The 25,638-nt window shown below is 67.9% G+C and carries 22 protein-coding genes; 8 read left to right on the plus strand and 14 right to left on the minus strand.

Going from position 1 to position 25,638, the window contains the following annotated elements:
* Positions 1 to 44 precede the first annotated feature (44 nt).
* The 11 genes from ABL838_RS05410 to ABL838_RS05460 all read right to left on the minus strand — a co-directional run bounded on the left by ABL838_RS05410 (position 45) and on the right by ABL838_RS05460 (position 13,320).
* Positions 45 to 1,370: an NAD(P)/FAD-dependent oxidoreductase gene (locus ABL838_RS05410; protein ID WP_418124573.1), complete on the minus strand. Its 1,326-nt coding sequence runs from the start codon at positions 1,368 to 1,370 to the stop codon at positions 45 to 47.
* A 73-nt stretch (positions 1,371 to 1,443) separates the two neighbouring features.
* Complete coding sequence (locus tag ABL838_RS05415) at positions 1,444 to 2,862, minus strand: aldehyde dehydrogenase family protein (protein ID WP_418124575.1); 1,419 nt, start codon at positions 2,860 to 2,862, stop codon at positions 1,444 to 1,446.
* A 32-nt stretch (positions 2,863 to 2,894) separates the two neighbouring features.
* Positions 2,895 to 3,248 (minus strand): cupin domain-containing protein, encoded by a 354-nt coding sequence (locus ABL838_RS05420; protein WP_126021314.1) that lies wholly within the window; start codon positions 3,246 to 3,248, stop codon positions 2,895 to 2,897.
* A 226-nt stretch (positions 3,249 to 3,474) separates the two neighbouring features.
* Positions 3,475 to 4,956 carry an NAD-dependent succinate-semialdehyde dehydrogenase gene (locus ABL838_RS05425; protein ID WP_418124576.1) on the minus strand — a complete coding sequence of 494 codons (1,482 nt, stop codon included), beginning with the start codon at positions 4,954 to 4,956 and terminating at the stop codon, positions 3,475 to 3,477.
* 19 nt (positions 4,957 to 4,975) lie between these two features.
* Positions 4,976 to 6,064, minus strand: coding sequence for a tartrate dehydrogenase (locus ABL838_RS05430; protein WP_184634872.1), 1,089 nt, complete (start codon positions 6,062 to 6,064; stop codon positions 4,976 to 4,978).
* A gap of 11 nt (positions 6,065 to 6,075) precedes the next feature.
* On the minus strand, positions 6,076 to 7,713 hold the full coding sequence (locus tag ABL838_RS05435; RefSeq protein WP_418124579.1) for an ABC transporter ATP-binding protein: 1,638 nt from the start codon (positions 7,711 to 7,713) through the stop codon (positions 6,076 to 6,078).
* The gene (locus ABL838_RS05440) at positions 7,713 to 8,618 is read right to left on the minus strand and encodes an ABC transporter permease (RefSeq protein WP_184634876.1); all 906 of its coding nucleotides are present in this window, start codon (positions 8,616 to 8,618) and stop codon (positions 7,713 to 7,715) included. The genes ABL838_RS05435 and ABL838_RS05440 overlap by 1 nt, the downstream gene beginning before the upstream one ends.
* A gap of 12 nt (positions 8,619 to 8,630) precedes the next feature.
* Entirely contained in the window at positions 8,631 to 9,587 is a 957-nt protein-coding gene (locus ABL838_RS05445; RefSeq protein ID WP_126021309.1) for an ABC transporter permease, read from the minus strand.
* Between the two features lie 34 nt (positions 9,588 to 9,621).
* Complete coding sequence (locus ABL838_RS05450; protein WP_184634878.1) at positions 9,622 to 11,250, minus strand: ABC transporter substrate-binding protein; 1,629 nt, start codon at positions 11,248 to 11,250, stop codon at positions 9,622 to 9,624.
* Between the two features lie 70 nt (positions 11,251 to 11,320).
* Positions 11,321 to 12,619, minus strand: coding sequence for an NAD(P)/FAD-dependent oxidoreductase (locus ABL838_RS05455; RefSeq protein ID WP_418124582.1), 1,299 nt, complete (start codon positions 12,617 to 12,619; stop codon positions 11,321 to 11,323).
* 35 nt (positions 12,620 to 12,654) lie between these two features.
* Positions 12,655 to 13,320, minus strand: a complete 666-nt coding sequence (locus ABL838_RS05460) for a haloacid dehalogenase type II (protein ID WP_184634882.1) — start codon at positions 13,318 to 13,320, stop codon at positions 12,655 to 12,657.
* A 569-nt stretch (positions 13,321 to 13,889) separates the two neighbouring features.
* On the opposite strand from ABL838_RS05460, the gene ABL838_RS05465 reads away from it, so the two are divergent.
* The 4 genes from ABL838_RS05465 (at position 13,890) to ABL838_RS05480 (ending at position 17,850) form a co-directional block, all read left to right on the plus strand.
* Positions 13,890 to 14,768, plus strand: coding sequence for a GNAT family N-acetyltransferase (locus ABL838_RS05465; RefSeq protein ID WP_126021305.1), 879 nt, complete (start codon positions 13,890 to 13,892; stop codon positions 14,766 to 14,768).
* 11 nt (positions 14,769 to 14,779) lie between these two features.
* The gene (locus ABL838_RS05470) at positions 14,780 to 15,715 is read left to right on the plus strand and encodes a 2-hydroxyacid dehydrogenase (RefSeq protein ID WP_418124583.1); all 936 of its coding nucleotides are present in this window, start codon (positions 14,780 to 14,782) and stop codon (positions 15,713 to 15,715) included.
* Positions 15,716 to 15,873: 158 nt separating this feature from the next.
* Positions 15,874 to 17,277 (plus strand): aspartate aminotransferase family protein, encoded by a 1,404-nt coding sequence (locus ABL838_RS05475; protein WP_418124585.1) that lies wholly within the window; start codon positions 15,874 to 15,876, stop codon positions 17,275 to 17,277.
* A 78-nt stretch (positions 17,278 to 17,355) separates the two neighbouring features.
* Positions 17,356 to 17,850: an Lrp/AsnC family transcriptional regulator gene (locus ABL838_RS05480; protein WP_126021302.1), complete on the plus strand. Its 495-nt coding sequence runs from the start codon at positions 17,356 to 17,358 to the stop codon at positions 17,848 to 17,850.
* An 86-nt stretch (positions 17,851 to 17,936) separates the two neighbouring features.
* On the opposite strand, the gene ABL838_RS05485 is transcribed toward ABL838_RS05480, so the two are convergent.
* A complete protein-coding gene (locus ABL838_RS05485) occupies positions 17,937 to 18,923 on the minus strand; it encodes a polysaccharide deacetylase family protein (RefSeq protein ID WP_418124588.1) in 987 nt (328 codons plus the stop codon).
* On the minus strand, positions 18,877 to 19,689 hold the full coding sequence (gene blaOXA, locus ABL838_RS05490; RefSeq protein WP_418125834.1) for a class D beta-lactamase: 813 nt from the start codon (positions 19,687 to 19,689) through the stop codon (positions 18,877 to 18,879). The genes ABL838_RS05485 and blaOXA overlap by 47 nt, the downstream gene beginning before the upstream one ends.
* 347 nt (positions 19,690 to 20,036) lie before the next feature.
* Here blaOXA and ABL838_RS05495 point away from each other — a divergent pair, with 347 nt between their 5' ends.
* Entirely contained in the window at positions 20,037 to 21,197 is a 1,161-nt protein-coding gene (locus tag ABL838_RS05495) for an alpha/beta hydrolase (RefSeq protein WP_418124590.1), read from the plus strand.
* Between the two features lie 10 nt (positions 21,198 to 21,207).
* Here ABL838_RS05495 and ABL838_RS05500 read toward each other — a convergent pair whose 3' ends face one another.
* Entirely contained in the window at positions 21,208 to 22,116 is a 909-nt protein-coding gene (locus ABL838_RS05500; RefSeq protein ID WP_369659534.1) for a LysR family transcriptional regulator, read from the minus strand.
* 153 nt (positions 22,117 to 22,269) lie between these two features.
* Between ABL838_RS05500 and ABL838_RS05505 the strand changes: the two genes are divergently transcribed.
* The 3 genes from ABL838_RS05505 to katG all read left to right on the plus strand — a co-directional run bounded on the left by ABL838_RS05505 (position 22,270) and on the right by katG (position 25,611).
* Complete coding sequence (locus tag ABL838_RS05505; RefSeq protein ID WP_126021298.1) at positions 22,270 to 23,004, plus strand: SDR family NAD(P)-dependent oxidoreductase; 735 nt, start codon at positions 22,270 to 22,272, stop codon at positions 23,002 to 23,004.
* A gap of 28 nt (positions 23,005 to 23,032) precedes the next feature.
* On the plus strand, positions 23,033 to 23,269 hold the full coding sequence (locus ABL838_RS05510; RefSeq protein ID WP_126021297.1) for a tautomerase family protein: 237 nt from the start codon (positions 23,033 to 23,035) through the stop codon (positions 23,267 to 23,269).
* A 140-nt stretch (positions 23,270 to 23,409) separates the two neighbouring features.
* A complete protein-coding gene (gene katG / locus ABL838_RS05515) occupies positions 23,410 to 25,611 on the plus strand; it encodes a catalase/peroxidase HPI (RefSeq protein ID WP_369659532.1) in 2,202 nt (733 codons plus the stop codon).
* Positions 25,612 to 25,638 lie beyond the last annotated feature (27 nt).

A 25,638-nucleotide genomic window follows, 5' to 3' on the forward strand; every position in this document is an offset into this window, starting at 1 on the left:
TAGGCGAAGGGGCGCCGGCCTGGTGCGGCAAACCCGGAACCGGTCTAGAAATCAGCCACCTTGCCCCACATCGACTTCTTGAACCGTGCGGGGTCGAAAGGCGCGGGATCGAGTATCGGCTTGGCCCCGGACACCAGGTCGGCGATCAGGTGCCCTGCGCCGGGACCGATGCCGAAACCGTGGCCCGAAAAGCCCGCAGCCAGGATGAGCCCGGGAACCTGCGGCAGCTCGCCGATCCCCGGCACGCCGTCGGGCGTGCTGTCGATGTAGCCAGCCCAGGTGTTGGCGATGCGGGCTCCGCGCAGCGCAGGCAACAAGTCGACGGCACGGCGGTGGGTTTCGCGGACACCCGCAGGGTCGGGCTTCGGGTCGAGGATGCGCGCCCGTTCCATCGGTGTGGGCGCGTCCAGCTTCCATCGAGCCCGGGTTTCGTGGCCCCAGCGGATGCCCTCCAGGCCGCCGGGAAACACGTTGCGCCAGCGCTTGGCGAACATCGGGATGAATTGCGGCGCGAAGCGCACCAGCTGCGCTGTGGGGTCGGCGCGCCCTCGCCCGCTGATGGCCAGGACGTAGTGTCCGTCGGGGCGGCGCGTGACGGCGACGCGCGGGCTCGTCAAGGCGGCCGGCAGGCTCTGATCCACCGGCGCCAGTCGTACGATCGATTGGCGAATCGTGGCGACCGGAAACTGCACACCGAGCTGGTTGCAGAACGAGGACGCCCACGCGCCGCCTGCGAGCACGGCGCTGCGGGTCTTGATGGTCCCCGCTTCGGTCACCACGCCGCAGAGCCGGCCGCCTTGCATCTCGATGCCGCGCGCGGCGCAGTTCTGGTGCACCGTGCCGCCAAGTTTCATGAGCGCGGCTGCCACGGCGGGCGCTGCCTTGGCCGGATCGGCCGTGCCGTCGCTGGGTGAGAAGACGCCGCCTTTCCATGCGCGGCCGGTCGCCCGGCCGCGCTCGGAGGCCTCGCGGCCGCTCAGCATGTGCGTGGTCACGCCAACCGTCGTCGCGAACTCGCGCCATTTGGCCCAACCGGCAATCTGGGCTTCGTCGTTGCTGAGATACAGCAGGCCGCAGCGCTTGAAGCCGGTGTCTTCGCCGCTGTCTGCGGCAAACTGATCCCACAGCTCAAGGCTCCGGGTGGACATGGGCAGTTCGCGCGCATCGCGATTCTGCTGACGGCACCACCCCCAGTTCCGGCTCGATTGCTCGGCGCCCACGCGCCCCTTTTCCACGAGAGCGACCTTCATGCCGCGCTTGGCCAGGAAGTAGGCAGTGAATGCTCCAATGATGCCGGCGCCGATGATGACGACGTCCGCATGGGTCGGCAGATCGGGGCTGGACTCAACGGGAAACAGTGGTGCAGGCATTCTCGGGATGTCCGTGAAGGGGCGGTGAAAACGTGAAATATGTTTATTTCGATTGTTGGCAGATCCTGCTGGATCAGTAGCCAAGGACTGCCTTGGTCTCGAGATATTCCTCAAGCCCGTGAATGCCGTATTCGCGGCCATTGCCGGACCGCTTGTATCCGCCGAACGGCGCATGGCTGTTCCAAGCCGGATAGTTGATATGCACCTGGCCGGCGCGAAGTTGCATGGCTACGCGCTGCGCTCGCTCCCGGTCGCCAGACTGCACGCTCGCACCGAGGCCATAGACCGTGTCGTTCGCAATCGCAATGGCCTCTTTCTCGTCCCGATAAGGAATGATGACCAGCACGGGACCGAATATTTCTTCCTGCGCCACTCTCATGTCGGGCGTCACATCGGAAAACACGGTCGGCTGTGCAAAATAGCCACGCGTCAAGCCGGCGGGCCTGCCCGGACCGCCGCAGACCAGTTTGGCGCCCTGTTCGATTCCGCTGGCGATCAGCTCCTGCACCCTCGCATACTGCGCAGCGTTTGCGATCGGGCCCATCGACGTCTTTGCGTCGCGCGGATCGCCAACCGTGATGCCCGCTGCCGCCGCTTGTGCCAATGCTTCCACCTCGGCCAACCGCGACGCGGGCACCAGCATCCGTGTCGGCGCACTGCACGACTGGCCCGCATTGCGCATCCCTGCCAGCACGCCCTTTGCCACGCCTCGTTCAAAGTCGGCGTCGTCCAGAAACAGGTTCGGCGACTTGCCGCCCAGTTCCTGCACGACGCGTTTCACCGTCACCGCAGCTGCTTGGGCCACGAGCACACCGGCTCGCGTCGATCCGGTGATGGAGATCATGTCGACATCGGGGTGCGCCGCCAACGACGCACCGACCACCTCCCCCCTGCCCCCGACCAGATTGAAGACACCTGCCGGCGTGCCGGCGTCGTGCATCACTTGCGCGAAAAGCTGCGCACTGTACGGCGACAACTCACTGGGCTTCAGGACGATCGTGCAGCCCGCGGCGATCGCCGGTGCGACCTTGGCGGTGATCTGATACAGCGGCCAGTTCCATGGCGTGATCAGGGCGCATACGCCGATCGGCTCTTTCGAAATGGCAACGCTGCCATCCGAGGAAAGAAACTTGTAGCGCTGAAGCACTTCCATCTGGGCACGGACATGCGCAATCCCGAATGGCACATGGGCGGTCCTGGCGAATCCGATGGGAGCCCCCATCTCCGCCACGATGGCTTGCACGAACAACTCCGCGCGCTCCTCCAGAAGCGCCAGGATTCGCCCCAGGAGCGCAAGCCGCTCCTCGACGGAACTTTGTGAAAACGCCTCGAAAGCGCGCCGGGCCGCAGCGACGGCCAGGTCCACGTCGGTCGATGAGCCGGCTGCGACGTGTCCGATGATCTCTTCGGTAAACGGATCGACGACCGCAATACCCGCGGCATGAGTGCGGTCCTGCCAGCACCCATCGATGTAGAAGCGGGCGTCGTCCATGCGTGGTTCAGCTGTCATCACGGGGCTTTCCGTCAAGCGGTGACCCACACCTTGCGAACGGTCTCGATGGTGCGCCACGTTCCGACATAGCCCGGCTTCATGATGAAGCAGTCGCCGGCCTTGTAGGTCAACGGGGGCTGGCCTTGCTCGGTGATCTCCACCACGCCCGAAAGGATCAGGCAGAACTCCCACGTCTCTCCCTTGATGGAGTGATTGACGCCCACCGTCGACTCGAACACGCCGGCGCGCACCTTGCCGTCTTTGGCACTGTCGACGTCCCAGTTGCGGCATACGACATCGCCCTCGATGACGCGCTCCGCCGGCGGCCGGTATTCACGCGGTTCACCGAGTTGGTCGAGGTTGAAAGGGACAAGAAGCTTGGACATGTGAAACCCTGTTCGCGTTGGTCGGATGGTGGATCGATGCTAGAAAAAATCCGGCCCCGTTGATGCTGAACCATGGGTCGACAACAGCGGGAAATATGTCTTTGCGAGCGCGCACCGATGGATCGTGCGGTGGCCGTTGATTCGCCGAGACGGAGGTGCCGTCTACCGTTCGATCCGGTAGCCTGCCGTCCGGGTTTTCTCGACGCAGCCAGGGCGAAACGATGCGCTATTGCAGCTGCCCTTGGCACACGTACTTGATGTGCATGTAGTCGTCCAGCCCGTACACCGAGCCTTCGCGGCCGTAGCCCGACTCCTTCACGCCGCCGAAGGGCGCGGCCTCGGCCGCCAGCGCGCCTTCGTTGACTCCGACGATGCCCGACTCCAGCGCCTCGGTCACCCGCCAGATGCGCCGTGCGTCCGTCGAATAGAAATACGCCGCGAGCCCGAAGGGCGTGTCGTTGGCGGCCGCGATGACCTGCGCCTCCGTCTCGAAGCGCGTGACCGGCACCACGGGGCCGAAGGTCTCCTCGCAGCTGCATTCCATCGTCGCGTCGGCGTTCACCAGCACCGTGGGCGCGAAATAGTTGGGGCCGTCGCAGCGCGCGTCGCGCAGCCGCTTGCCGCCGACCACGATGCACGCGCCGCGTGCGACCGCGTCGCGCACATGGCGCTCGATCTTCTCCACCGCGCGCGCGTTGATCATCGGCCCGATCTGCGAATCCGCCTGCGTGGCTGGCCCTACCTTGAGTGCGCCGACCCGCGCGGCCAGCTTGTCGACGAAGGCGTCGTGCACGCTCGCCTGCACGAACACCCGGTTCGGGCACACGCAGGTCTGGCCGCCGTTGCGGAACTTGGCGGCCATCAGGCCTTCGACCGCCGCGTCGAGATCGGCGTCGTCGAACACGATGAAGGGGGCATTGCCGCCGAGTTCGAGCGACAGCTTCTTCAGCGTGTCGGCCGAGCGACGCGCGAGGTGCTTGCCCACGGGCGTGGAGCCGGTGAAGGTGATCTTGCGCACGCGTGAGTCGTCGAGCCAGGCATCGACCACCTCGGGCGTGCGTTCGCGCGAGGCGGTCACGATGTTGAGTACGCCCGGCGGTACGCCGGCTTCAGCTGCGAGCGCGACGAGTGCCAGCGAAGTCAGCGGCGTGTCCTCGGCCGGCTTGCACACCACGGTGCAGCCTGCGGCGAGGGCCGGAGCGATCTTGCGCGCGATCATCGCGGCCGGAAAGTTCCAAGGCGTGATCGCTGCAACCACACCGACGGGCTCCTTCAGTGCGAGCATGCGGCGGCCCGTCACGGGTGCCGGGATGATGTCGCCATTGGCGCGCGTCGCCTCTTCAGCGAACCATTCGATGTAGCTGGCCGCATAGGCAACCTCGCCTCGGCCTTCCGCCAGCGGCTTGCCTTGTTCGCGGGAGATGAGTCGGCCCAGGTCTTCCTGGTGCGCGAGCACGAGATCATTCCAGCGCTTGAGGATCTGCGCGCGCTGCTTCGCGGGCACCGTACGCCATGCGGGAAAGGCTGCATGCGCGGCATCGACGGCGGCACGCGCATCGGCGGCCGTGCCGTCGGGCACGCTCGCGAACACGCCATCGGTCGCGGGGTCGCTCACATCGAGGCGACGGCCGTCGCCGGCTTCGCGCCATTCAGCGCCGATCAGATGCCGGCCCGGCATCAGGCTCTTGTTTTCGATTTCGAGAGTCATATGGAGCAGGGAGCTTTCTTCAGGATGCGGCCACACGTTCGGCGATAGCGATGCCCACCTCGGTGGTGGTCGCCGAGCCGCCGAGGTCGCGCGTGCGCGGGCCGTCGCGCAGTACCGATTCGATCGCGCCCAGGATGGCGTCGTGCGCCGCGCGGCCCGCGCCCTGGCCCTGGGTGAGGAAGTCCAGCATCAGTGCGCCGGACCAGATCATCGCGATCGGGTTGGCAATGTTCTGGCCGTAGATGTCGGGCGCCGAGCCGTGCACCGGCTCGAAGAGCGAGGGGAATCTGCGCTCCGGATTGAGGTTGGCCGAAGGCGCGAGGCCGATGGTGCCGGTGGTCGCGGGGCCGAGGTCGGAGAGGATGTCGCCGAACAGGTTGCTCGCCACCACCACGTCGAAGCGCGTGGGCTGCAGCACGAAGCGCGCCGACAGGATGTCGATGTGCTGCTTGTCGGCCGTCACCTCGGGGTAGTCGCGGCCGACCGCGTCGGCGCGCCTGTCCCACCAAGGCATGCTGATCGCGATGCCGTTGCTCTTGGTGGCTACCGTCAGGTGCTTGCGCCTGCGGGCGCGCGCGGTCTCGTAGGCGAAGCGCAGCACGCGGTCGGCGCCGTGGCGGGAGAACACCGATTCCTGGATCACGATCTCGCGCTCGGTGCCCTCGTACATCACGCCGCCGAGCGAGGTGTATTCGCCCTCGGTGTTCTCGCGCACCACGAGGTAGTCGATGTCGCCGGGCTTGCGGCCGGCCAGCGGGCAGGGGACGCCCTCGAACAGGCGCACCGGCCGCAGGTTGATGTACTGGTCGAACTCGCGGCGGAACTTCAGCAGCGAACCCCAGAGCGACACGTGGTCGGGCACGGTCGCCGGCCAGCCGACGGCGCCGAAGTACAGCGCGTCGACGCCCTTGAGCTGCTCCTTCCAGTCGTCCGGCATCATCTGGCCGTGCGCGGCGTAGTAGTCGGCGCTGGCCCAGTCGAAGGCGCGGCAGTCGAGCTCGAAGCCGAAGCGCGCCGCGGCGGCCTGCACCACGCGCAGGCCCTCGGGCATCACCTCCTTGCCGATGCCGTCGCCGGCGATCAGCGCAATGCGGAAGGTCGGTGTCATCTCTGTCTTTCTCATGATGCGACGGTGGCCGTTGCTGCCGCGCGGTCCACGTCGTCGAGCCAGCCCTGGCGCAGCTCGGGGACGGAGCGCGCCAGCAGCTCGTAGTAGGGGTGGTGCGGGCCACGGTCGTAGTCGGCGCGTGCCACCTGCGCGAGCTTGCGGCCGTGCTGCATCACGACGATCTCGTCGCACACCGCGCGCACCGTGTGCAGGTCGTGGCTGATGAAGAGGTACGACACGCCCAGCTCGCGCCGCAGCTCGGCCATCAGGTCGAGCACCGCCGCGCCCACCACGGTGTCGAGCGCGGAGGTCACCTCGTCGCACAGGATCAGGTCCGGCTCCGCCGCCAGCGCGCGCGCGAGGTTCACGCGCTGCTTCTGCCCGCCCGAGAGGCCGCCCGGCAGGCGTCCGGCCACGGTGCGCGGCAGCTTCACCAGGTCGAGCAGCTCGCCGATGCGCCTGCGCAGCGGCTCGCCACGCAGTCCCTTGTAGAACTCCAGCGGCCGCGCCAGGATGCGTTCGATGATCTGCGAGGGGTTCAGCGCCGTGTCGGCCATCTGGAACACGATCTGGATGCGGCGCAGCTCGTCGCGCTCGCGCTGCTGCAGCGTCGGCTTCAGCTCGCGGCCATGGAACAGCACGCTGCCGCTGCTGGGCTTGAGCAGCCCCGCCACCGCGCGCGCCAGCGTGGTCTTGCCCGAGCCCGATTCGCCGATCACCCCGATGGCCTGGCCGCGGTAGAGCTTCAGGTCGATGTCCTGCAGGATCGGCTTGGCCGGGCGCCCCTGCGCATCGACCGGGCCGTAGCCGGCCGAGAGCTGGCGCACTTCAAGCAGCAGCTCGCGTCCGTCGTCCGTGGCGTTGGCCGGCGTGCGTACCTGCGGGCGCGCGGCGGCCAGCAGGCTTCTCGTGTAGTCGTCGGCCGGCGCGGTGAGGATCTGTCCGGTGGCGTTGAGCTCGCGCATGGTGCCGTTGCGCAGCACCAGGATGTGGTCGGCCATCTGCGCCACAACCGCGAGGTCGTGGCTTACGTACACCGCGGTGGCGCGGCGCTCGCGCACCACGCGGCGGAAGGCGCGCAGCACCTCGATCTGCGTGGTCACGTCCAGCGCGGTGGTCGGCTCGTCGAGGATCACCAGGTCGGGGTCGCCGATGAGAGCCATCGCCGCCATCAGCCGCTGCAGCTGGCCACCCGAGACCTGGTGCGGGTAGCGCGAGCCGATGCCCTCCGGGTCGGGCAGCGCCAGCTCGCGGAAGAGCTGCACCGCCTTCGCCTCGGCCTCGGCGCGCCTGCACAGGCCGTGGATCACGGTCGGCTCCACCACCTGGTCCATGATCATGCGCGAGGGGTTGAAGGAGGCCGCCGCGCTCTGCGCGATATAGGCCACGGTGCGCCCCCGAAGCGCGCGCTGCGCACGTGCATCGAGCGCCAGCACGTCGGTGTCGCCGATGCGTACCCGCCCCCCCGAAATGCTGCAGCCGTGGCGCGCATGGCCCATCAGCGCCAGCGCGGTGGTGGTCTTGCCCGAGCCCGACTCGCCGATCAGCGCCAGCACCTCGCCGGGCTGCACCGAGAAGCTCAGGTTGTCGACCAGCGTGGCGGTGCCGGCGCTGATGCTCAGGTTTTCGACGGTGAGTGAGGCTCCCATCAGCGTGCTCCTCGTTCCCGGGCCTGACGGCCAGGAAGGTTGTCGATTACAAGATTGACCGCAATGGTCAGGCTCGCGATGGCCAGCGCCGGCACGATCACCGAGGCGCCGCCCATGGCCAGCGCGCCGATGTTCTCGCGCACCAGCGATCCCCAGTCGGCGGCAGGCGGCTGGATGCCCAGGCCCAGGAAGCTCAGGCTCGCCAGCAGCAGCACGATGTAGACGAATCGCAGCCCCAGGTCGGCCAGCATCGGGCCGACGATGTTCGGCAGGATCTCGCGCAGCATGATGTAGAGCGTGCCCTCGCCGCGCGTGCGCGCCACGGTCACGTAGTCGAGCGCGTTGATGTTCACCGCCAGCGAGCGCGCGATGCGGAAGGCGCCCGGCACGTAGATGATGGCCGCCGTGACCACCAGCATCGGCACCGAGGAGCCGAAGCCCGCCACCATGATGAGCGCGAACATCTTGCTCGGGATGGCCGTCAGCGTATCGAGGCAGCGGCTGAGCGTGGCGTCGGTCCAGCGGCTGCCGGCTGCCGCCAGCAGCGCCAGCGTGGTGCCGGTGCCGCTGGCCAGCAGCGTCGCCAGCAGCGCCACGCCGACGGTGTAGCGCGCGCCCTCGATCACCAGCGCCAGCATGTCGCGGCCCAGGTAGTCGGTGCCCAGCCAGTGCGCCGCGCTGACCGGCGCGAAGACGTTCGAGGTGCCGGCGGCAGCCGCGCTGAACGAAAGCAGCCAGGGACCGAATGCCGCCGCGAGCACCCAGAAGAGCAGCACCGCGAGACCGAGCAGTCCCGAAGGCCCGAAGCCGGCTAGCCCGCGAAGCGGGTTGCGCCGAGGCGCGGGTGATGGTGGCAGCGTTTGCGTGGCCGCGTTCAGGACAGGGGAGGAAGTGGACGATTCCATGATGGTTCCCCGTCAGCGGTGCCGCAGCCGCGGGTTGGCGACGATGCCGCAGACGTCGGCCGCGGTCACCAGGATCAGGTAGGCGCCGCAGAAGATCATGGCGCAGGTCTGCACCAGCGGCATGTCGCGCTGCGAGACGCCGTCGACCATCAGCTTGGCGATGCCCGGGTAGTTGAAGATGGTCTCGACGATGATCACGCCGCCCAGCAGGTACGACAGGCTCAGCGCCACCGCATTGGCGATCGGCCCCACCGCGTTGGGCAGCGCGTGCGCCAGCACCGTGCGCATTGGCGATGCCCCCTTGAGCCGCACCATCTCGATGTAGGGCGCCTCCAGCTGGTCGATGACGGCCGCGCGCGTCATGCGCATCATCTGCGCGACGATCACGCAGCACAGCACCAGCACCGGCATCGCGAAGGCCTGCAGCATCTGGCCCAGCGAGTCGATGTCGCTCACGAAGGAAAGCGCCGGCAGCCACCGCAGCTTCACCGCGAACACCAGTACCGCCAGCGTCGCCACCAGGAACTCCGGTACCGACACCACCGCCACGGCGCCCGTCGAGGCGGCGCGGTCCAGCCAGGATCCGCGCCACACCGCCGAGGCGATGCCAATCGTCAATGCGATCGGCACCGAGAAGAGCGCCGTGACGGCCGCCAGCAGCAGAGAGTTGGGCAGGCGGCTGGCCACGAGCTCGGCCACCGGGGTCTGCGTGCTGGAGGAGAGACCGGGGTCGCCCTTCAGCATGCCGAGCAGCCACTTCGCGTAGCGCTCGGGCGCCGGCACGTCCAGACCCATCTGGGCGCGCAGAGCCGCCACCGCTTCGGGCGTGGCGTCCTGGCCGAGTTGTTCCTGCGCGGCATCGCCGGGCAGCACCGCGGTGATCGAGAACACGACCACCGACACAGCCAGCAGCGACAGCAGCGCCAATGCGATGCGCTGGCCGAGTAGCTTGAGGATTACGCGGTTCATGGCGAGCATCCCGGAGAACGGCGGCTCGCGCGCGTCATGCCTCGAGCCACACGTTCTCGGCGAACTGATAGCCCATGAGGCCGCCCAGCGGGATGGGCGACAGGCCCTTGAGCTTGGAACTGTGGCCGTCGATGCTCGAGAGGAACAGCGGAATGCCGATACCCGCGTCCTGGTGGATCATGGTCTGCATGTCGGCGTACATCTGCTTGCGCTTGGCCAGGTCGGTCTCGGCGCGCGAGGCCAGCAGCAGCTGGTCGAACTTGTCGCTCTTCCAGCGCGACTCGTTCCACGCCGCGCCCGACTGGAAGAACTGCGTGAGCAGCACGTCCGCGCTCGGGCGCGGATTGACGTTGCCGAAGCCGACGTGGCTGTTGAGCCAGTGGTTCGACCAGTAGCCGTCGGCCGGCATGCGCTTGATGTCCAGCTCCAGGCCCACGCGCTGCGCCGTCTGCTGCAACATGAGGGACATCTCCACCGAGTACAGCGCCACCGGCGAAGCCACGATCGGCACCTTGCCCGTGATGCCGGCTTTCTGCAGGTGGAACTTCGCCTTCTCGGGGTCGAAGGGCCGCTGCGGCAGGCCCGCGAAGTGGAAGCGGTTGGTCGGGTCGATCGGCTGGTCGTTGGCGACCACCGCGTAGTCGAGTGCGATGGTCTTTTTCATCTGCTCGCGGTCGAACAGGTGCTTCATGCCCAGCACGAAGTCGGGGTTTGCACCGGGGCCCACGTCCTTGCGCATCACAAGGTCGGAGTACTGGCCCGACTGGGTGACGAAGATGCTGAAGCCGGGCGTTCCCTTCACGCGCTCCACCGAACGGGGGTTGACGACGCCGACGAGATCCATGCCGCCCGACAGCAGAGCGTTGACGCGCGCGCTCTCGTCGCCGATGCCGACGAACTCGATCTCGTCGAGGTACGGCTTGCCCGGCTTCCAGTAGGCCTCGTTGCGCACCACCACCGAGCGGATGCCGGGCTTGAATTCCTTGAGCTTGTAGGGGCCGGTGCCGATGCCGGCGTTGAAATCGGTGGTGCCGTCCTTGACGATGTGGAAGTGATAGGTGCCCAGGATCACCGGCAGGTCGGCGTTGGGCGCGCTCAGCACCATGGTCACCTCGTTCGGGCCCGTGGCCTTCACGCTCTCGATCTGGTCGGCGAGCACCTTGGCCTTGGAGGCGGTGGCCGGGTCCTTGTGGCGCATCACCGAGAACACCACGTCGGCGGGCGCGAGCGGCTTGCCGTCGTGGAACACCACGCCCTTGCGCAGCGTGAACACCCAGGTCTTGGCGTCTTTGGTGTTGAACGATTCGGCCAGCGCGGGCTGCGGCGTGAGGCTGCCGTCCAGCGAGGTCAGGCTGTTGTAGACCATGTTGCAGCGCGCGTAGTCGGTCTGGTTCGACTGCTTGGCGGGGTCCAGCGTGTCGGTGGCCGCGGCGGTGGCGCCGGCCACCCGGATGCGGCCGCCGCGCCGCGGCGTCTGCGCATGCGCCGACAAGGCCACGCCCGCGAGACTGCCGGCCAGCGTGGCCTGCATGCCGCCGGCCATCAGCATCGACAGGATGTCGCGCCGCGTGGCGCCGCGCCGAAGCGATGTCATCACGCGAAGGCTTTCGTCGGGGCCGACGAGGTTCTGGAAGCTCTTGTAGTCGCTGCTGCTGTCGCTCATGGTGGGTGCTCCTGGGGGGCCGTGGGGTGAAAGAAATCAGTCGGAAGAACGAACGCCGGACAGCCCGCTCTCAGGCCAGCCTGTCCTTGAGCCGGTAATAGAGGCCCACCGCCGGCAGGAACCACGGCGGGCCGAAGTGGCCGGGAATGGCGGGCCAGTCGCGGCCCTGCCAGGGGTTGGCTCCGGCATCGCCGCCCATCACGGCGGCCATGCGCTGGCCCATGTGCACCGACATCTGCGTGCCGTGGCCGCTGTAGCCCATGGCGTAGTAGAGGCCGTCGCGCTCGCCGGCGTGCGGCAGCCGGTCCTGCGTCATGTCGACGAGGCCGCCCCAGCAGTAGTCGAGCCGTACCGCGCCGAGCTGCGGAAAAGTTTCGGCCAGGCCGGCCCGCAGGATGTCGCCGCTGGCGGCGTCCGACTGCGGGCTGGAAACTGCGAAGCGCGCCCGGCCGCCGAACACCAGCCGGTGGTCGGGCGTGAGCCTGAAGTAGTGGTGGATGTTCGCGATGGTGGTGTAGGTGCGCCGCGCCGCGAGCAGCGCCTTCGCGCGCTGCTCGCCCAGCGGCTCGGTGACGACGATGAAGCTGCCGATGGGCACGATGCGCCGGCGCAGCCAGCCGAAGCTGCCGTAGCCGCCATGGCGCGTCGCGCCCGTGGCCAGCAGGACCTGCTGCGCGGTGACGACAGCGCCGCGCCCGGTGTGCAGCCGGTGGGCATGGCCGCTGCCGCCGATGCGCTCGATGCGGCTCACCTCCGTGCCGGTATGAATCGAGGCGCCGCCGCGCTGCGCGGCCGCTGCAAGCCCGCCGGCGAAGCGGCCCATGTGCATCTGGCCGCTGCGCTTGTAGAGCAGGCCGCCGTGGAAGCGCTCGCTGCTCACCTCGGCGCGCACGCGTGCCGCGTCGAGCACTTCGACGTCGCTGTCCACGCCGTCGTCGATGAGCCGCCGCGCGCTGCGCTCGAGCGCGGCCATCTGGTTCGCCCGCGTGGCGAGCTTGAGCTTGCCGTGGCGCAGGAAGTCGCAGTCGATGGCTTCCTCGCGCACCAGCCGCTCCACCGTGTCGACCGCGTCGTCGTAGGCGCGATACCAGCCGCGCGCGCGCTCCACGCCGACCTTGGCCGCCACATCGGCGTAGTCCACCGCCAGCCCGTTGTTGACGTGCCCGCCGTTGCGCCCCGAGGCTTCTGCCGCCACCCGCGTGCCGGCCTCCAGCACCGCGACGCTCGCGCCGCGCCGGGCCAGCGCGAGCGCCGCCGACAGGCCGGTGAAGCCGCCGCCGACGATGGCGACGTCGACCCGCGCCGGCAGCTCGCGCGCCTGGGGCACGAAGGCGGGTGCCGAATCGGTCCAGTAGGAGTCGAGCTTCATGGCGTGGTGCTGTGTGTGGCTGCGTGAAAGGGAGATCAGAGGCCGACGACGCCGGGCAGGCCGCCGATGTCCTGGATTTCCGTGTAGCGGTAGGCCGGGTTGCCCGGCCCGTGGCCGCGATTGACGAACACCTTGTTGACGATGCCCAGGTCGTCGGCCGACATCAGGTCGTAGCGCAGGCTGGACGACACGTGCAGCACGTCCTCGGGGTTGCAGCCCAGCGAGTCGAGCATGTATTCGAAGGCCGTCAGGCGCGGCTTGTAGGCCTGGGCCTGCTGCGCGGTGTAGACGCGGTGGAAGGGTGCGCCCAGCATCGCGACGTTCTTCTGGATCTGGTCGTCCGATGCGTTCGACAAAATCACCAGCGGGATTTCCTTCGCGACCTTGGCCAGGCCCGCGGGCACGTCGTCGTGCGGGCCCCAGGTGGGCACCGCGTCGTAGATCTTCTGCGCGTCGAGGTCGAAGTACTGGATCTTCCACTTGCGGCACAGGCGACGCACCGCGTTCTTCAGCACCACCTCGTAGGGCTGCCACGCGCCCAGCACCTCGTCGAAGCGGTAGGCGGTGAAGTCCGCATGGAACTCCTCCATGCGTTCTGCGGGAATGCGGTCGGCAAACAGGTCTGCGGCCATCTCCTTCATGCGGAACCGGGTGAGGGTGCCGTAGCAGTCGAAGGTCACGTACTTGGGACGGAAGGTCATGGTCTCGATCCTTTTTCAGAAGTGGCGAACAAGGTGGCGAATAGACAGGAATTGCGACAAGCTCATTACGAAGTGATTGCAGCACGCAGTCGCTTGGGGGATGTAGGGAAAAAAGGTGCTGCCCGAACCGAAGCTGCGGTTTACGGGGGCGGCGGCAGCATGCCGTGCTGTCCGCCCTTTCGGTGTGCGGCCACGCACCTCGCTGCGTCGCGGCGAAGTCGACGGGCACGCTTTTGAAGCACAGGCGCCGGGCGCGAGCGTGCGCCGGCCGCACGGCCCGCACGCAGCTGGATAGGTTTCCAATCGAAGGCTTCCATGGCACGGGGCAGGTGGAGAGGGGCGAAGAGAAGAAGGGGGCGATGGGCGTAGATCCAGGCCGACCGATGCTAGGCAGATCGACGCGGCATTTGTGTGCGTATGGGGGCGCGCCACCGCAGTAAATTGCAAGACCGGGGTGCGTGGCAGGCGAAGCTTGCGAGTTGCTGCGAAGAGCCGATTCGGTCTGGTGCAGCGCCGCAATGTCGTCCAAGATAGGCGTGCCATTCCAGCCGCAACAGAGAGACTTCCCGATGCCCGAACCCGCCACGAACGCACCCGCCATGGACGGCGTGGTGCTCAGACCGATGACTTCCGCCGACTTGCCGCACGCCCATGCGCTGTCCGCCGAACTGCGCTGGCCGCACCGGCCGGCCGACTGGGAACAGATGTTCGCGCACGCCGAAGGCACCGTGGTCGAGCGCGACGGCGAGATCATCGCCACCGCCCTGCGATGGCGCTGGGGCGAGCGCCACGCCACCATCGGCCTGGTGATCGTCACGCCCGCATGCCAGGGCCGCCGCATCGGGCATCGGCTCATGACCGCGCTGCTCGAAGGGATGGAAGACCGCACCGTGCTGCTGCACGCCACGTCGGAAGGTCGGGGCCTGTACGAGCGGCTCGGTTTCGTGCGGACCGGCGAAGTCCGGCAGCACCAGGGCATTGCGCAGCCGGCGCCGCTGATCGCGTTGCAGCGCGGCTGGCGCCTGCGGCCCGCGGGCCTGAACGAACTGCCTGCGCTGCAGGCGCTCGATGCCGCGGCGCGCGGCATGCCGCGCGACGCACTGATCGCTGACCTGCTCGCCACCGCCGACGCCTGCGTGGTGTTCGACCACGACAACACCCCCAAGGGCTTTGCCATGCTGCGCCGCTTCGGCCGGGGCCATGTCATCGGCCCGGTGGTCGCGCCCAGTGCCGAGGGCGCGAAGGCGCTGATCGCGCACCTCGCCGGCATGAATGCGGGCAGCTTCACGCGCATCGACGTCGACTTCGATAGCGGCCTGGCCGAATGGCTTGAGAGCATCGGCCTGCTGCGCGTGGATGCGCCCACGACGATGGTACGCGGTGCGCCGCTGGCCCGGTCAGCGGACGCACCGGCGCTGTTCGCCCTCGTGACCCAGGCCCTGGGTTGAAGGAGGCGTTCGTGGGGGCCTTCACTTTTCTCTACAAATCCGACCCCGCACGCGGGCGCCTGTGGGCCGAAGTGTTCCGCCGCCGCGCCCCGCACATCGACTTCCGCATCTGGCCCGATATCGGTGATGCGTCGCAGGTGCGCTTTCTCGCTGCATGGGAGCCGCCGGACGACCTGGCGAAGCGCTTCCCCGATCTGCAGGTGCTGTTCTCCTCCGGTGCTGGCGTAGACCAGTTCGACTTCGCGTCGCTGCCGCCAGCGCTGCCCGTGGTGCGCATGGTGGAGCCCGGCATCGTGCGCGGCATGGTCGAGTACGTGACGTATGCGGTGCTCGGCCTGCATCGCGACATGCCGCAGTACCGGCGCCAGCAGCAGGAGGCTTGCTGGAAGCCGCTGCCCGTGCGCACCGCCGCCGAGCGGCGCGTGGGCGTGCTCGGGCTGGGTTCGCTCGGGCAGGCCGTGCTGGCGCAGCTCGTCGCGCTGGGCTTCGACTGCGCGGGGTGGAGCCGCTCGCGGCACCAGGTGCAGGGCGTGCAATGCCACGCCGGCGCAGATGAGCTGCCCGCATTCCTCGCGCGCTCCGACATCCTCGTGTGCCTGCTGCCGCTGACCGATTCGACGCGCGGCTTTCTCGATGCGCGCCTGTTCTCGCAGCTGCCCGAAGGCGCGAGCCTCGTGCACGTGGGACGCGGGCCGCAGCTGGTCGATGCCGACCTGCTGGCCGCGCTGGAGAGCGGCCGCATGGGCGACGCGGTGCTCGACGTGACCGACCCCGAGCCGCTGCCGCCGGAACATGCCTTCTGGCGCCATCCGCGCATCCAGCTCACGCCGCACATCGCGAGCATGACGCAGCCGCTGAGCGCGGCCGAAGCGGTGCTCGACAACCTCGAGCGCTTCGAGGCCGGCGAGCCGATGCAGGGGCTGGTCGATCGCGCGCGCGGGTACTGAAAAGAGGCGCGAAGGACCCACCGCACGATCTGCTGAGCATGGCGTGCACAACCGCAGCCTGCTTCGCGCGGCACCCCCAAAGCAGCACCACCTCGCACCGCGGGCCGCCTAAGCTGAGGGCATCGAAAGCTTCCTTCGCTCTCGCTCCTTCACACCCCATGACACACCCCACCGCATTGCCCCAGCAAGCCGCGCTCGACGCCATCGACCGCGCGCACCTCATCCACCCCGTCTCGCCCTGGCGCGTGCACGAGCAGCGCGGGCCCACCGTGCTGTCTTCCGGCAAGGGCGCATGGCTGACCGACGGCAACGGCCGCCAGCTGCTCGACGCGTTCGCGGGCCTGTGGTGCGTGAACGTGGGCTACGGCCAGGAAAGCGTGGTGCAGGCCGCCGCCGAGCAGATGCGCCGGCTGCCCTACGCCACCGGCTACTTCCACTTCAGCAGCGAGCCGGCCATCCGCCTCGCGCAGAAGCTGGTGCAGATCACGCCCGCGTCGCTCACGCGCGTGTACCTCACGCTGGGCGGCTCCGAGGCGGTCGATGCCGCCGTGCGCTTCATCGTGCAGTACTACAACGCCATCGGCCGGCCGTCGAAGAAGCAGTTCATCTCGCTGGAGCGCGGCTACCACGGCTCATCTTCCACCGGTGCGGGCCTCACCGCGCTGCCGGCCTTCCATCGCGGCTTCGACCTGCCGCTGCCCACGCAGCACTACATCGCCTCGCCTTATGCCTACCGCCACGAGCATGGCGCCGATCCGCAGGCGCTGATCGCTTCCTCGGTCGCCGCGCTGCGCGCCAAGGTGGCCGAGCTCGGCGCCGACAACGTGGCCGCCTTCTTCTGCGAGCCGATCCAGGGCTCTGGCGGCGTCATCGTGCCGCCCAAGGGCTGGCTCAAGGCCATGCACGACGCGGCGCGCGAGCTCGACATCCTCTTCGTGGTCGACGAGGTCATCACCGGCTTCGGCCGCACCGGCCCCATGTTCGCCTGCGAGGCCGAAGGCGTGGAGCCCGACCTGATGACCATGGCCAAGGGCCTGACCGCCGGCTATGTGCCGATGGGCGCGACCATGATGTCCGAGAAGGTCTACGCAGGCATCGCCGACGGCGCGCCGTCGGGTGTCCCCATCGGCCACGGCGCGACCTATTCGGCACACCCGGTGGGCGCGGCCGTCGCGCTCGAGGTGCTGCGGCTCTACGAGGAAGGCGGCATCCTCGCCAATGGCCAGCGCGGCGCGGCACATTTCGCGGCCGGGCTGGAGGCGCTGCGCGCCCATCCGCTGGTGGGCGACGCGCGCCACCGCGGCCTGCTGGGCGCGTTGGAGCTGGTGAGCGACAAGGCCAGCAAGCGCCGCTTCGACGCGGCGCTGGGGCTGTCGGACCGCATCTTCGCGGCCGGCTACCGCAACGGCCTGGTGTTCCGTTCCTTCGGCGACCACATCCTCGGCTTCGCGCCCGCGCTCACCTTCACCGAGGACGAGTTCGCGCAGCTGTTCACGCGCCTGAAGCGAACGCTCGACGAGGTGCTCGACGCCCCTGACGTGCGCGCCGCGCTGGTGGCCTGACAGGCACGCGGGAAGAGCCCTCGGGAACCGGCGGCCGTCGCAAAATCAGGATTCCTCGTTTCGTTGTCAGGCACCGCCATGTCAGAAGCATTCAAGATCGACCGACTCGACCTGCGCATCCTGTCCCAGTTGCAGAAGAACGGGCGCATGACCAACGTCGACCTGGCCGACGCGGTCGGGCTGTCGCCCAGTCCCTGCCTGATCCGCGTGAAGCGGCTGGAGCAGGCCGGCTACATCGCCGGCTACGGTGCGCACCTGCGGCTCGAAAAACTCGGCGACACGCTGACCGTGTTCACCGAGGTCACGCTGCAGGACCACCACCGCGAGGACTTCGTGCGCTTCGAGGCCGCGATCCGCGAGGTCGACGAGGTGCTCGAATGCCATCTGGTCAGCGGCGGCTACGACTACCTGCTGCGCTTCCTCACGCGCGGCGTGAACCACTACCAGGAAGTGATCGAGAGCCTGCTCGAACGCAACATCGGCATCTCGAAGTACTTCAGCTACATCGTCATCAAGTCGCCGTTCATCAAGACGCACTGTCCGATCGATCGGCTTTTCCCCCACGAGCGGTGACCGGCGCTCTTCGACGTCTTCGACCTTCCATGCCTGGGGAACGTCTGATCAGGTCGTAAATTGGTCATCATTGGCAATGAACGGCACTACCGCAGCAGTCGCGCCGGCACCAGTCCCAGTGCGCGCAACTTCGGTTCCTCGTAGACCGAGTCCTCGGCCGGATAGCGCAGACCTGGAACCTGCGCCGCCTTGGCGCTGGCCCAGACGACGCTTTCGCCCGCAGGCAGGGTGTCGATCCGAACGGTGTAGACCGGGTCGTCGAAGGCCGTCCTGGCGGCGGTGAAAGTCCACCCTCGCGCCCGGAACGCCGCGATCAATTCGCCGAGAGCGGCGGCGTTGATCCTGCTCGTGTGCAGCAGCATCACATGGGCAGGGCTGCGGCCGAGGACCTGCCGGGCCAGGGCGTCGTAGTAGGCCGCGCGGTCCAGCAGGTGCTCGATGTACGCGGCCTTCACTCGATCGGCCTTGCCGGCATTTCCTTCGTCCAGCCAGGCCGCATAGACCTGGTTGTAGTACCAGTCGCTCGCGTCGATCGAAACCGGTGCCGCCCTGTAGCCTGCGGCCTGCATCCAGAGGCGCATGCCGTCCCGCTTGGCAAGCGTGTCGCCTTCCTTGAGAAAGGGAAAGCGCAGCATCTTCGTCCAGCCAGGAAGCCGGCTCAGCACGGCTTCGGCCTCCTTGACATCGCCGATGAAGTCCGCAAGCGGCACTTGAGGCGACCCAAGGCTGCGGTGCCGGGAGGTGTGGTTGCCTACCGCGTGGCCCGCGCGCGCCCAGTCCCGGATGAGGTCCAGTCCTTGGGCCGGGCCGGTGCGCACGAGTGCTGGAAACACCATGGACGTGATGCCCGCATCGCGGAGCGTTTCCAGGATCTGCCGGTTCCACGACGCGGCCGCGGGCTCTTTCGAAGGGTCGAGGCCGTCGTCGAACGTCAGCGCCAAGGTCTGGGCCAGGACGCAGGACGAACCGAGAAGGAGGAGAAGCGCGGCAAGCGCGCGGCGCAACGCGGTCATGTCGATGCCCGCCTCAATGGTCGACGGTTGGCAGAAGCCGAAGCAGTTCGTCGCGCGCACGCAGGCCCGCGTTGGGCCTGAGCGCCTGCTCATCCTGGATCAGGCGTGCGAACACCACCCTTCGCGCGCCCTTGGTGGCCCAGCCCACGTACCAGCCATAAGCGCGGCTCGCGTCGTAGCGGTTGTCGGCGCCTGGCGACCCGGTGCCCGTCTTGCCATGCACGGCCCAGCCGTCGACCGGGGCGCCGTAGCTTGCGATGAGTGCGGTCATGTCGAAGGCATGCGCACTCACCGGCAGCTGGCGGCGCACGATCTTGCGCATGAACGCAAGCTGTTCCTCGGGGGAGATGCGCAGGGAACTCATCACCCAGACGCCGTTCTGCCCAGGGTCATCGACCGGCACGGCAGAGACATCTGCATTGCCATACCGAAAAGCCTTCACATATTGCGCGAAGCGCTCCTGCCCGACCCGCTTCACAACCTGCTGCGAGTACCAGAAGACGGAGTCCCTGATCCATGTGGCCGGCGTGATGTCGCGCCGCCAGGCATCGCCGCCCCAATCCGGATAGCCCGCCTGATAAGGCAAGGCCGGCTGTGCAGCGTCCTTCAGCACACCCGCGTCGTAGCCCATGAGGCTGATGGCGAGCTTGAAAGTCGAGGCGGGCGTCACGCGCTCGGAACAGGCGGGGCCGCGCTGCAGAAGCACCTTGCCCGAATCGGCATCGGCATCGGCGATCAGCGTGCACAGCTCGTGCGCGGTCGCGAAGGGCGCTGAAAAAAGAACGGCCGCTGCTGTCGCGGCGACCTGTAGGACGCGGTTGCGCATGTTGTCTGTTTTTTTCTGCGGGGAAGAATGGGAGCCCGGTGCCGGGGCGTGCTTCTGGAGCATCCCGCGGTACCCGGGGATCGAAGATGCCGGCGTGGTATTCGCGCGTGGTGCAGGGCCCTCGGCCAGCGCGCCGAGTTTATCGTTCCATGCCATGAAGGCTTGTCGCCGGAGTGCGAAAAGGTGCATCACCAATTCGAGGGATGTCTCCTCTCAGGCGCCGTCGCAAGATGAGGCGTGCCTGGAGAATCCGCCGCCGCGATACTTCATGAAAAAAAAGAGCAGGGCGGCGCTGTCCTGGCGCTGCCAATGTCCGATGAAACAGTCGAAGACTTCCGGAGGGATCCATGGCTGCAAGCCTTCTCATGCGTCTGACGCGGTGCGCTCGCCTCGTCGTATTGCTTGGCGCCCAGGTTCTCGTGGCGCTTGCACTGGGGGCCTGTGCGACAGCGCCAGCCCCGCTGGGCATTCCGACGGCTCTCCCTCGGATCGAGGACGCAAAGAAAGGACATCCGGTAAAGGTAGCGGTGTTCTACGGGACGAATCGCGTCCCGGTTGCAAGGCCGGTCTACTTCGATGACAACGAGGCGGCGGAAGTCCAGTATGGGTATGCCCTGGTCAGCCTGCCATGGATCCATGAAAAAGGTGAGGTCGAGACGCCGACAGTCTTCGACTGGGACCGGAGCAACCCGGACAGGTTCATGCTTCTCCTCGACGCGGTGCCCCTGAGGCCCGATGAGTTCATCGCTCAGGTGAATCGATCATTTGCCGCCGATCCGCGAAGGAACATCGGCTTCGTGTTCGTGCACGGCTTCAACGTTCCCTTCCGCGATGCCGCGCTGAGGACGGCGCAACTCGCCGTGGACATGCAGCTGCCCGTGGTGCCGGCCTTTTTCAGCTGGCCGTCGAATGGCGAGTCGCCCGTCGAGGGAACCGCCAACTACCTGCGGGACTTCACCAAGGCCATCAGCTCCATTCCCGCGCTCGAGGAGTTCCTCGTCCAGTTCGGGGAGAAGACCCGCGCCGAGGAGATCTACGTTCTTGCGCACAGCATGGGTTCCTGGACGACGACCCATGCGCTGATGTCGCTCGCCCTGAATCGCCCGAAGCTGGCCGCCAAGGTGAAGCTGGTCACGCTGGCGGCTCCCGACATCGACGCCAGGGTCTTCACGGTGCAGATCGCGCCGGCGATGGTCAAGGCCGGCTACGCCGTGAACCTCTATGCATCGGACAACGACAAGGCGCTGAACGCTTCCAGGGTCGTCTGGGGAAGGCCTCGCGCGGGCATCGCGGGCGCAGCGCTGACGCTCTCGCCTGGCGTCGAGACCATCGATGCGAGCGACATCGACACCGACGTTCTCGGGCATTCGAAATATGGAGACTCGCCGGCCCTTCTGGAGGACATGGCTCTTTTCTACGGCGGTGCGCGTGCCGGTCAACGGCCCGGATTGATTCCGAGAAAACGAGGCGCCGAAACGTACTGGCAGATCCAGGCTCCGCCGCATTGAGGGCCCTTGCCTAGGTGGCGCGCTCCACGATGAACTCCACGAACGCCCGCACCCGAGAGGGCAGCAGCCGCGCATGCGGATAGATCAGGCTCACCGGCCGTGAGCGCCCGGCGTAGGGCTGCAGCACCTCGACCAGCTCGCCGCGCGCCAGGTCTTTCTCGACGACGAAGCCGTAGGTCTGGAACAGCCCCGCGCCGGCCCGGGCCAGCGTGACGCCCGCGAGCACGTCTTCGGCGCAGCTGTAGTTGCCGGTGGAGAGGATTTCCTTCTCGCGCCCGTTGTCCGTGAACAGCCACGGAATCTGCCGCCCGCTGCTGGGCAGGTCGAACTGGATGCACTCGTGCCGCGCAAGGTCGTCCAGCGTCAGCGGCTGTCCCGCGCGGCGCAGGTAGGCCGGGCTCGCAACCACCACGAGCTTCGCGTCTTCCAGGTGGCGCGCCACCATCGTCGAATCGGGCTGGGCGCGAAAGCGGATCGCGACGTCGAAGTTCTCCTCGTGCAGGTCGATGTTGCGGTTGCTGATGTGCGCCTCGACCTTGATCAGCGGATAGCGCGCGCGGAACTCGGGCAACAGCGGCAGCAGGCGGTGGTGCCCATAGGTGGTGGGCGCGCTGATGCGCAGCGTGCCCGAAGGCTGCACCTGCTCGCCGGTGAGCTTGTGCTCGGCCTCCGCCAGCTGGTGCAGGGCGGCGCGGCACTGCTCGAAGTACTCCCGCCCGCCTTCGGTGAGCCGGATGCTGCGCGTGGAGCGCACGAAGAGGCGCACGCCCAGGCGCTTTTCCAGCCGCGCGATGGAGCGGCTCACCGCCGCCGGCGTGACGCCCGCCGCGTTGGCGGCCGCGGTGAAGCTGCCGGCCTCGGCCGCCAGGCAGAACAGCTCGATGCTGCCCAGGAGCACGTCGTCGAATTGGCGCTGCATATTGATTACATGGAGTATCAAGACAAGTGTAGTCGCGTGTGTTTATTGCTCTCCTGGTTATCAATAAAGTTCAGTCCAACCGGTGGCGAAACGCGGATTCCGCACCGGCCCTTCCGGACTTTTTTTCGAAACCGAACCTGATCGAGGACCACCATGAGCAAGTCTGAAAACACCGTCGTCATCACCGGCGCCACCAGCGGCATCGGCCTGGGCCTGGCCGAGGCCTTCCTGCGCGAGGGCTACAACGTCGTGGGCACCGGCCGCACCGAGCAGCGCCTGCAGGCCGCGGCCGAAGGCCTGAACGCAGGCGGCCGTTTCCTGGGCGTCGCGGGCGACGTCGGCCGGCCGGAGTCGGCGCGCGAGCTGTTCGCACAGGCCATCGCGCGCTACGGCCACGTCGACGTGCTGGTGAACAACGCGGGCATCTTCACCGCCAAGCCGTTCGTCCAGTTCACGCCGCAGGAGATCGAGGAGAACATCGCGACCAACCTGAAGGGCGTGCTCTACGCCTCGCAGGAGGCGGCGAAGCACATGAGCGAACGGCGCAGCGGCAGGATCATCAACATCACCGCCGCGATCGCGATGCAGCCGCACAGCGGCGTGCCCGCGCTGCTGGCGGTTGCGCTCAAGGGCGGCGTCAACGAGGCCACGCGCGCGCTGGCGCTCGAACTCGCGCCCTACGGCGTGACGGTCAATGCGGTGGCGCCGGGCGTGGTCGACACGCCCATGCACAGCGCCGACAACCACGCGGCGCTCGCCGGACTGCACCCGCTGGGCCGCATCGGCACCACGCGCGACATCGACGAAGCCGTGCTCTACCTCGCCCGCGCCGGCTTCGTGACCGGCACCGTGCTGCCGGTGGACGGCGGCTTCAGCGCCGGGCGCTGAGCGCGGCCAGGAAAAAGGAGATACGGCCATGCCATTCGTCAGCATCCGCATCACCCGCGAGGGCAACACCGCCGAGCAGAAGGCGCAGGTCATCCGCGAGGTCACCGAGACGCTCGAGCGCGTGCTGCACAAGCCGCCGGAGTGGACGCACATCGTCATCGAGGAGGTCGACACCGACAACTGGGGCTTCGGCGGTCACACGACCACCGCCGTCCGCCAGGGGCTGGTTCCGATGCCAGGCTCGCAGCCGAAGAACAGCGGCTAGAGCCTCCACCGGACAAGGCGAAATTCATAGGTCTTGGCTATGAATTCAATGCACTCAATTTGGTTGATGGATCGGTCACCCGAACCTAGACTGGTCCGGCTCCACACCTCCGAGCCACCCCACAACCAAAGGAGAACCCCTTGTCCGATGAAGCCAAATGCCCGTTCCCGGGTCATGCAACCACCGGCACCGCACGCCGCGCCGCGACGAACACAGACTGGTGGCCCAACCAGCTCAACCTGAAGCTGCTGCACCAACACTCCGCCAAGGCCAACCCCATGGGCGAGGCCTTCGACTACGCGAAGGAGTTCAAGACCCTCGACCTCGACGCCGTCGTCAAGGACCTCCACGCACTGATGACCGACTCGCAGGACTGGTGGCCCGCCGACTACGGCCACTACGGGCCGCTGTTCATCCGCATGGCCTGGCACTCGGCCGGCACGTACCGCACCTTCGACGGCCGCGGCGGCGGCGGCGCGGGCGCGCAGCGCTTCGCGCCGCTGAACAGCTGGCCCGACAACGGCAACCTCGACAAGGCGCGCCGCCTGCTGTGGCCGATCAAGCAGAAGTACGGCCGCAAGCTCTCGTGGGCCGACCTGATGATCCTCACCGGCAACGTCGCGCTGGAGTCCATGGGCTTCAAGACCTTCGGCTTCGCCGGCGGCCGACCCGACATCTGGGAGCCGGAAGACGACGTCAACTGGGGCGCCGAGAACAAGTGGCTGGGCGACGAGCGCTACAGCGGCGAGCGCGATCTCGCCAACCCGCTGGCCGCCGTGCAGATGGGCCTGATCTACGTCAACCCCGAAGGCCCCAACGGCAACCCCGATCCGCTGAAGTCGGCCCGCGACATCCGCGAGACCTTCGCGCGCATGGCGATGAACGACGAGGAAACCGTGGCGCTCACCGCCGGCGGCCACACCTTCGGCAAGGCCCACGGCGCCGGCGACCCTGCCAAAGTGGGCGCCGAGCCGGAAGGCGCAGACATCGAGGAACTGGGCCTGGGCTGGAAGAACAGCTTCGAGAGCGGCATCGGCGTGCACGCCACCACCAGCGGCATCGAAGGCGCCTGGACCCCCACGCCCACCAAGTGGGACAACAGCTACTTCGAGACGCTGTTCGGCTACGAATGGGAGCTCACCAGGAGCCCGGCCGGCGCGCACCAGTGGAAGCCCAAGGGCGACACCGGCAACGGCACCGTGCCCGACGCGCACGACCCGTCGCGCCGCCACGCCCCGATGATGACCACGGCCGACATGGCCATGCGCATGGACCCGGCCTACGAGAAGATCTCGCGCCGCTACATGGCCAACCCGCAGGAGTTCGCCGACGCCTTCGCCCGCGCCTGGTTCAAGCTCACGCACCGCGACATGGGCCCGCGCGCCCGCTACCTCGGCAAGCTGGTGCCCAAGGAAGAGCTGATCTGGCAGGACCCGATCCCCGCCGTCGACCACCAGCTGGTCGACGACAAGGACGTCGCCGCGCTCAAGGCCAAGGTGCTGGCCTCGGGCCTGGGCATCGGCCAGCTGGTGCGCACCGCCTGGGCCTCGGCCTCGACCTTCCGCGGCAGCGACAAGCGCGGCGGCGCCAACGGCGCACGCATCCGCCTCGCGCCGCAGAAGGACTGGGAAGTGAACCAGCCGGCCGAGCTGTCGAAGGTGCTGTCGGTGCTCGAAGGCATCCAGAAGGAGTTCAACGGCGCGCAGGCCGGCGGCAAGAAGAAGATCTCGCTGGCCGACCTGATCGTGCTGGCCGGCAACGCCGCAGTCGAGGCCGCCGCGAAGAAGGCCGGCCAGGACGTGACCGTGCCCTTCTCGCCAGGCCGCATGGACGCATCGCAGGAACAGACCGACGTCGAATCCTTCGCTCCGCTGGAGCCGCTGGCCGACGGCTTCCGCAACTACCTGCGCAAGGGCGCCAACCCCGCGGCCACCGCCGACCTGCTGCTCGACAAGGCGCAGCTGCTGCGCCTGAGCGCGCCCGAGATGACGGTGCTCGTCGGCGGCCTGCGCGTGCTGAACGCCAACTACGGGCAGTCGCCCAACGGCGTCTTCACCAAGCGGCCGGAGACGCTGAGCAACGACTTCTTCGTGAACCTGCTCGACATGCGCACCGGCTGGAAGAAGTCGGCCGCCGATGCCAACGTGCTCGAAGGACGCGACCGCACCAGCGGCGAGGCGAAGTGGACCGCCACCACCGCCGACCTGGTGTTCGGCTCGAACTCGCAGCTTCGCGCCCTCTCGGAGGTCTACGGCTCCAGCGACGCGCAGCAGGTGTTCGTGCGCGACTTCGTGGCCGCATGGGCGAAGGTGATGGACCTCGATCGCTTCGACCTCCGGTGATCGTTCGCGGACGGCGGCCGGCTCCGG

This window comes from Variovorax sp. 160MFSha2.1 (genome assembly GCF_048305075.1).
GTDB classification, from domain to species: Bacteria; Pseudomonadota; Gammaproteobacteria; order Burkholderiales; family Burkholderiaceae_C; genus Variovorax; species Variovorax guangxiensis.

Coding starts and splice junctions, on each gene's coding strand:
- ABL838_RS05410 (WP_418124573.1), bottom strand. CDS start 1,370: ATGCCTGCACCACTGTTTCCCGTTGAGTCCAGCCCCGATCTGCCGACC.
- ABL838_RS05415 (WP_418124575.1), bottom strand. CDS start 2,862: ATGGACGACGCCCGCTTCTACATCGATGGGTGCTGGCAGGACCGCACT.
- ABL838_RS05420 (WP_126021314.1), bottom strand. CDS start 3,248: ATGTCCAAGCTTCTTGTCCCTTTCAACCTCGACCAACTCGGTGAACCG.
- ABL838_RS05425 (WP_418124576.1), bottom strand. CDS start 4,956: ATGACTCTCGAAATCGAAAACAAGAGCCTGATGCCGGGCCGGCATCTG.
- ABL838_RS05430 (WP_184634872.1), bottom strand. CDS start 6,064: ATGACACCGACCTTCCGCATTGCGCTGATCGCCGGCGACGGCATCGGC.
- ABL838_RS05435 (WP_418124579.1), bottom strand. CDS start 7,713: ATGGGAGCCTCACTCACCGTCGAAAACCTGAGCATCAGCGCCGGCACC.
- ABL838_RS05440 (WP_184634876.1), bottom strand. CDS start 8,618: ATGGAATCGTCCACTTCCTCCCCTGTCCTGAACGCGGCCACGCAAACG.
- ABL838_RS05445 (WP_126021309.1), bottom strand. CDS start 9,587: ATGAACCGCGTAATCCTCAAGCTACTCGGCCAGCGCATCGCATTGGCG.
- ABL838_RS05450 (WP_184634878.1), bottom strand. CDS start 11,250: ATGAGCGACAGCAGCAGCGACTACAAGAGCTTCCAGAACCTCGTCGGC.
- ABL838_RS05455 (WP_418124582.1), bottom strand. CDS start 12,619: ATGAAGCTCGACTCCTACTGGACCGATTCGGCACCCGCCTTCGTGCCC.
- ABL838_RS05460 (WP_184634882.1), bottom strand. CDS start 13,320: ATGACCTTCCGTCCCAAGTACGTGACCTTCGACTGCTACGGCACCCTC.
- ABL838_RS05465 (WP_126021305.1), top strand. CDS start 13,890: ATGCCCGAACCCGCCACGAACGCACCCGCCATGGACGGCGTGGTGCTC.
- ABL838_RS05475 (WP_418124585.1), top strand. CDS start 15,874: ATGACACACCCCACCGCATTGCCCCAGCAAGCCGCGCTCGACGCCATC.
- ABL838_RS05480 (WP_126021302.1), top strand. CDS start 17,356: ATGTCAGAAGCATTCAAGATCGACCGACTCGACCTGCGCATCCTGTCC.
- blaOXA (WP_418125834.1), bottom strand. CDS start 19,689: ATGCGCAACCGCGTCCTACAGGTCGCCGCGACAGCAGCGGCCGTTCTT.
- ABL838_RS05495 (WP_418124590.1), top strand. CDS start 20,037: ATGGCTGCAAGCCTTCTCATGCGTCTGACGCGGTGCGCTCGCCTCGTC.
- ABL838_RS05500 (WP_369659534.1), bottom strand. CDS start 22,116: ATGCAGCGCCAATTCGACGACGTGCTCCTGGGCAGCATCGAGCTGTTC.
- ABL838_RS05505 (WP_126021298.1), top strand. CDS start 22,270: ATGAGCAAGTCTGAAAACACCGTCGTCATCACCGGCGCCACCAGCGGC.
- ABL838_RS05510 (WP_126021297.1), top strand. CDS start 23,033: ATGCCATTCGTCAGCATCCGCATCACCCGCGAGGGCAACACCGCCGAG.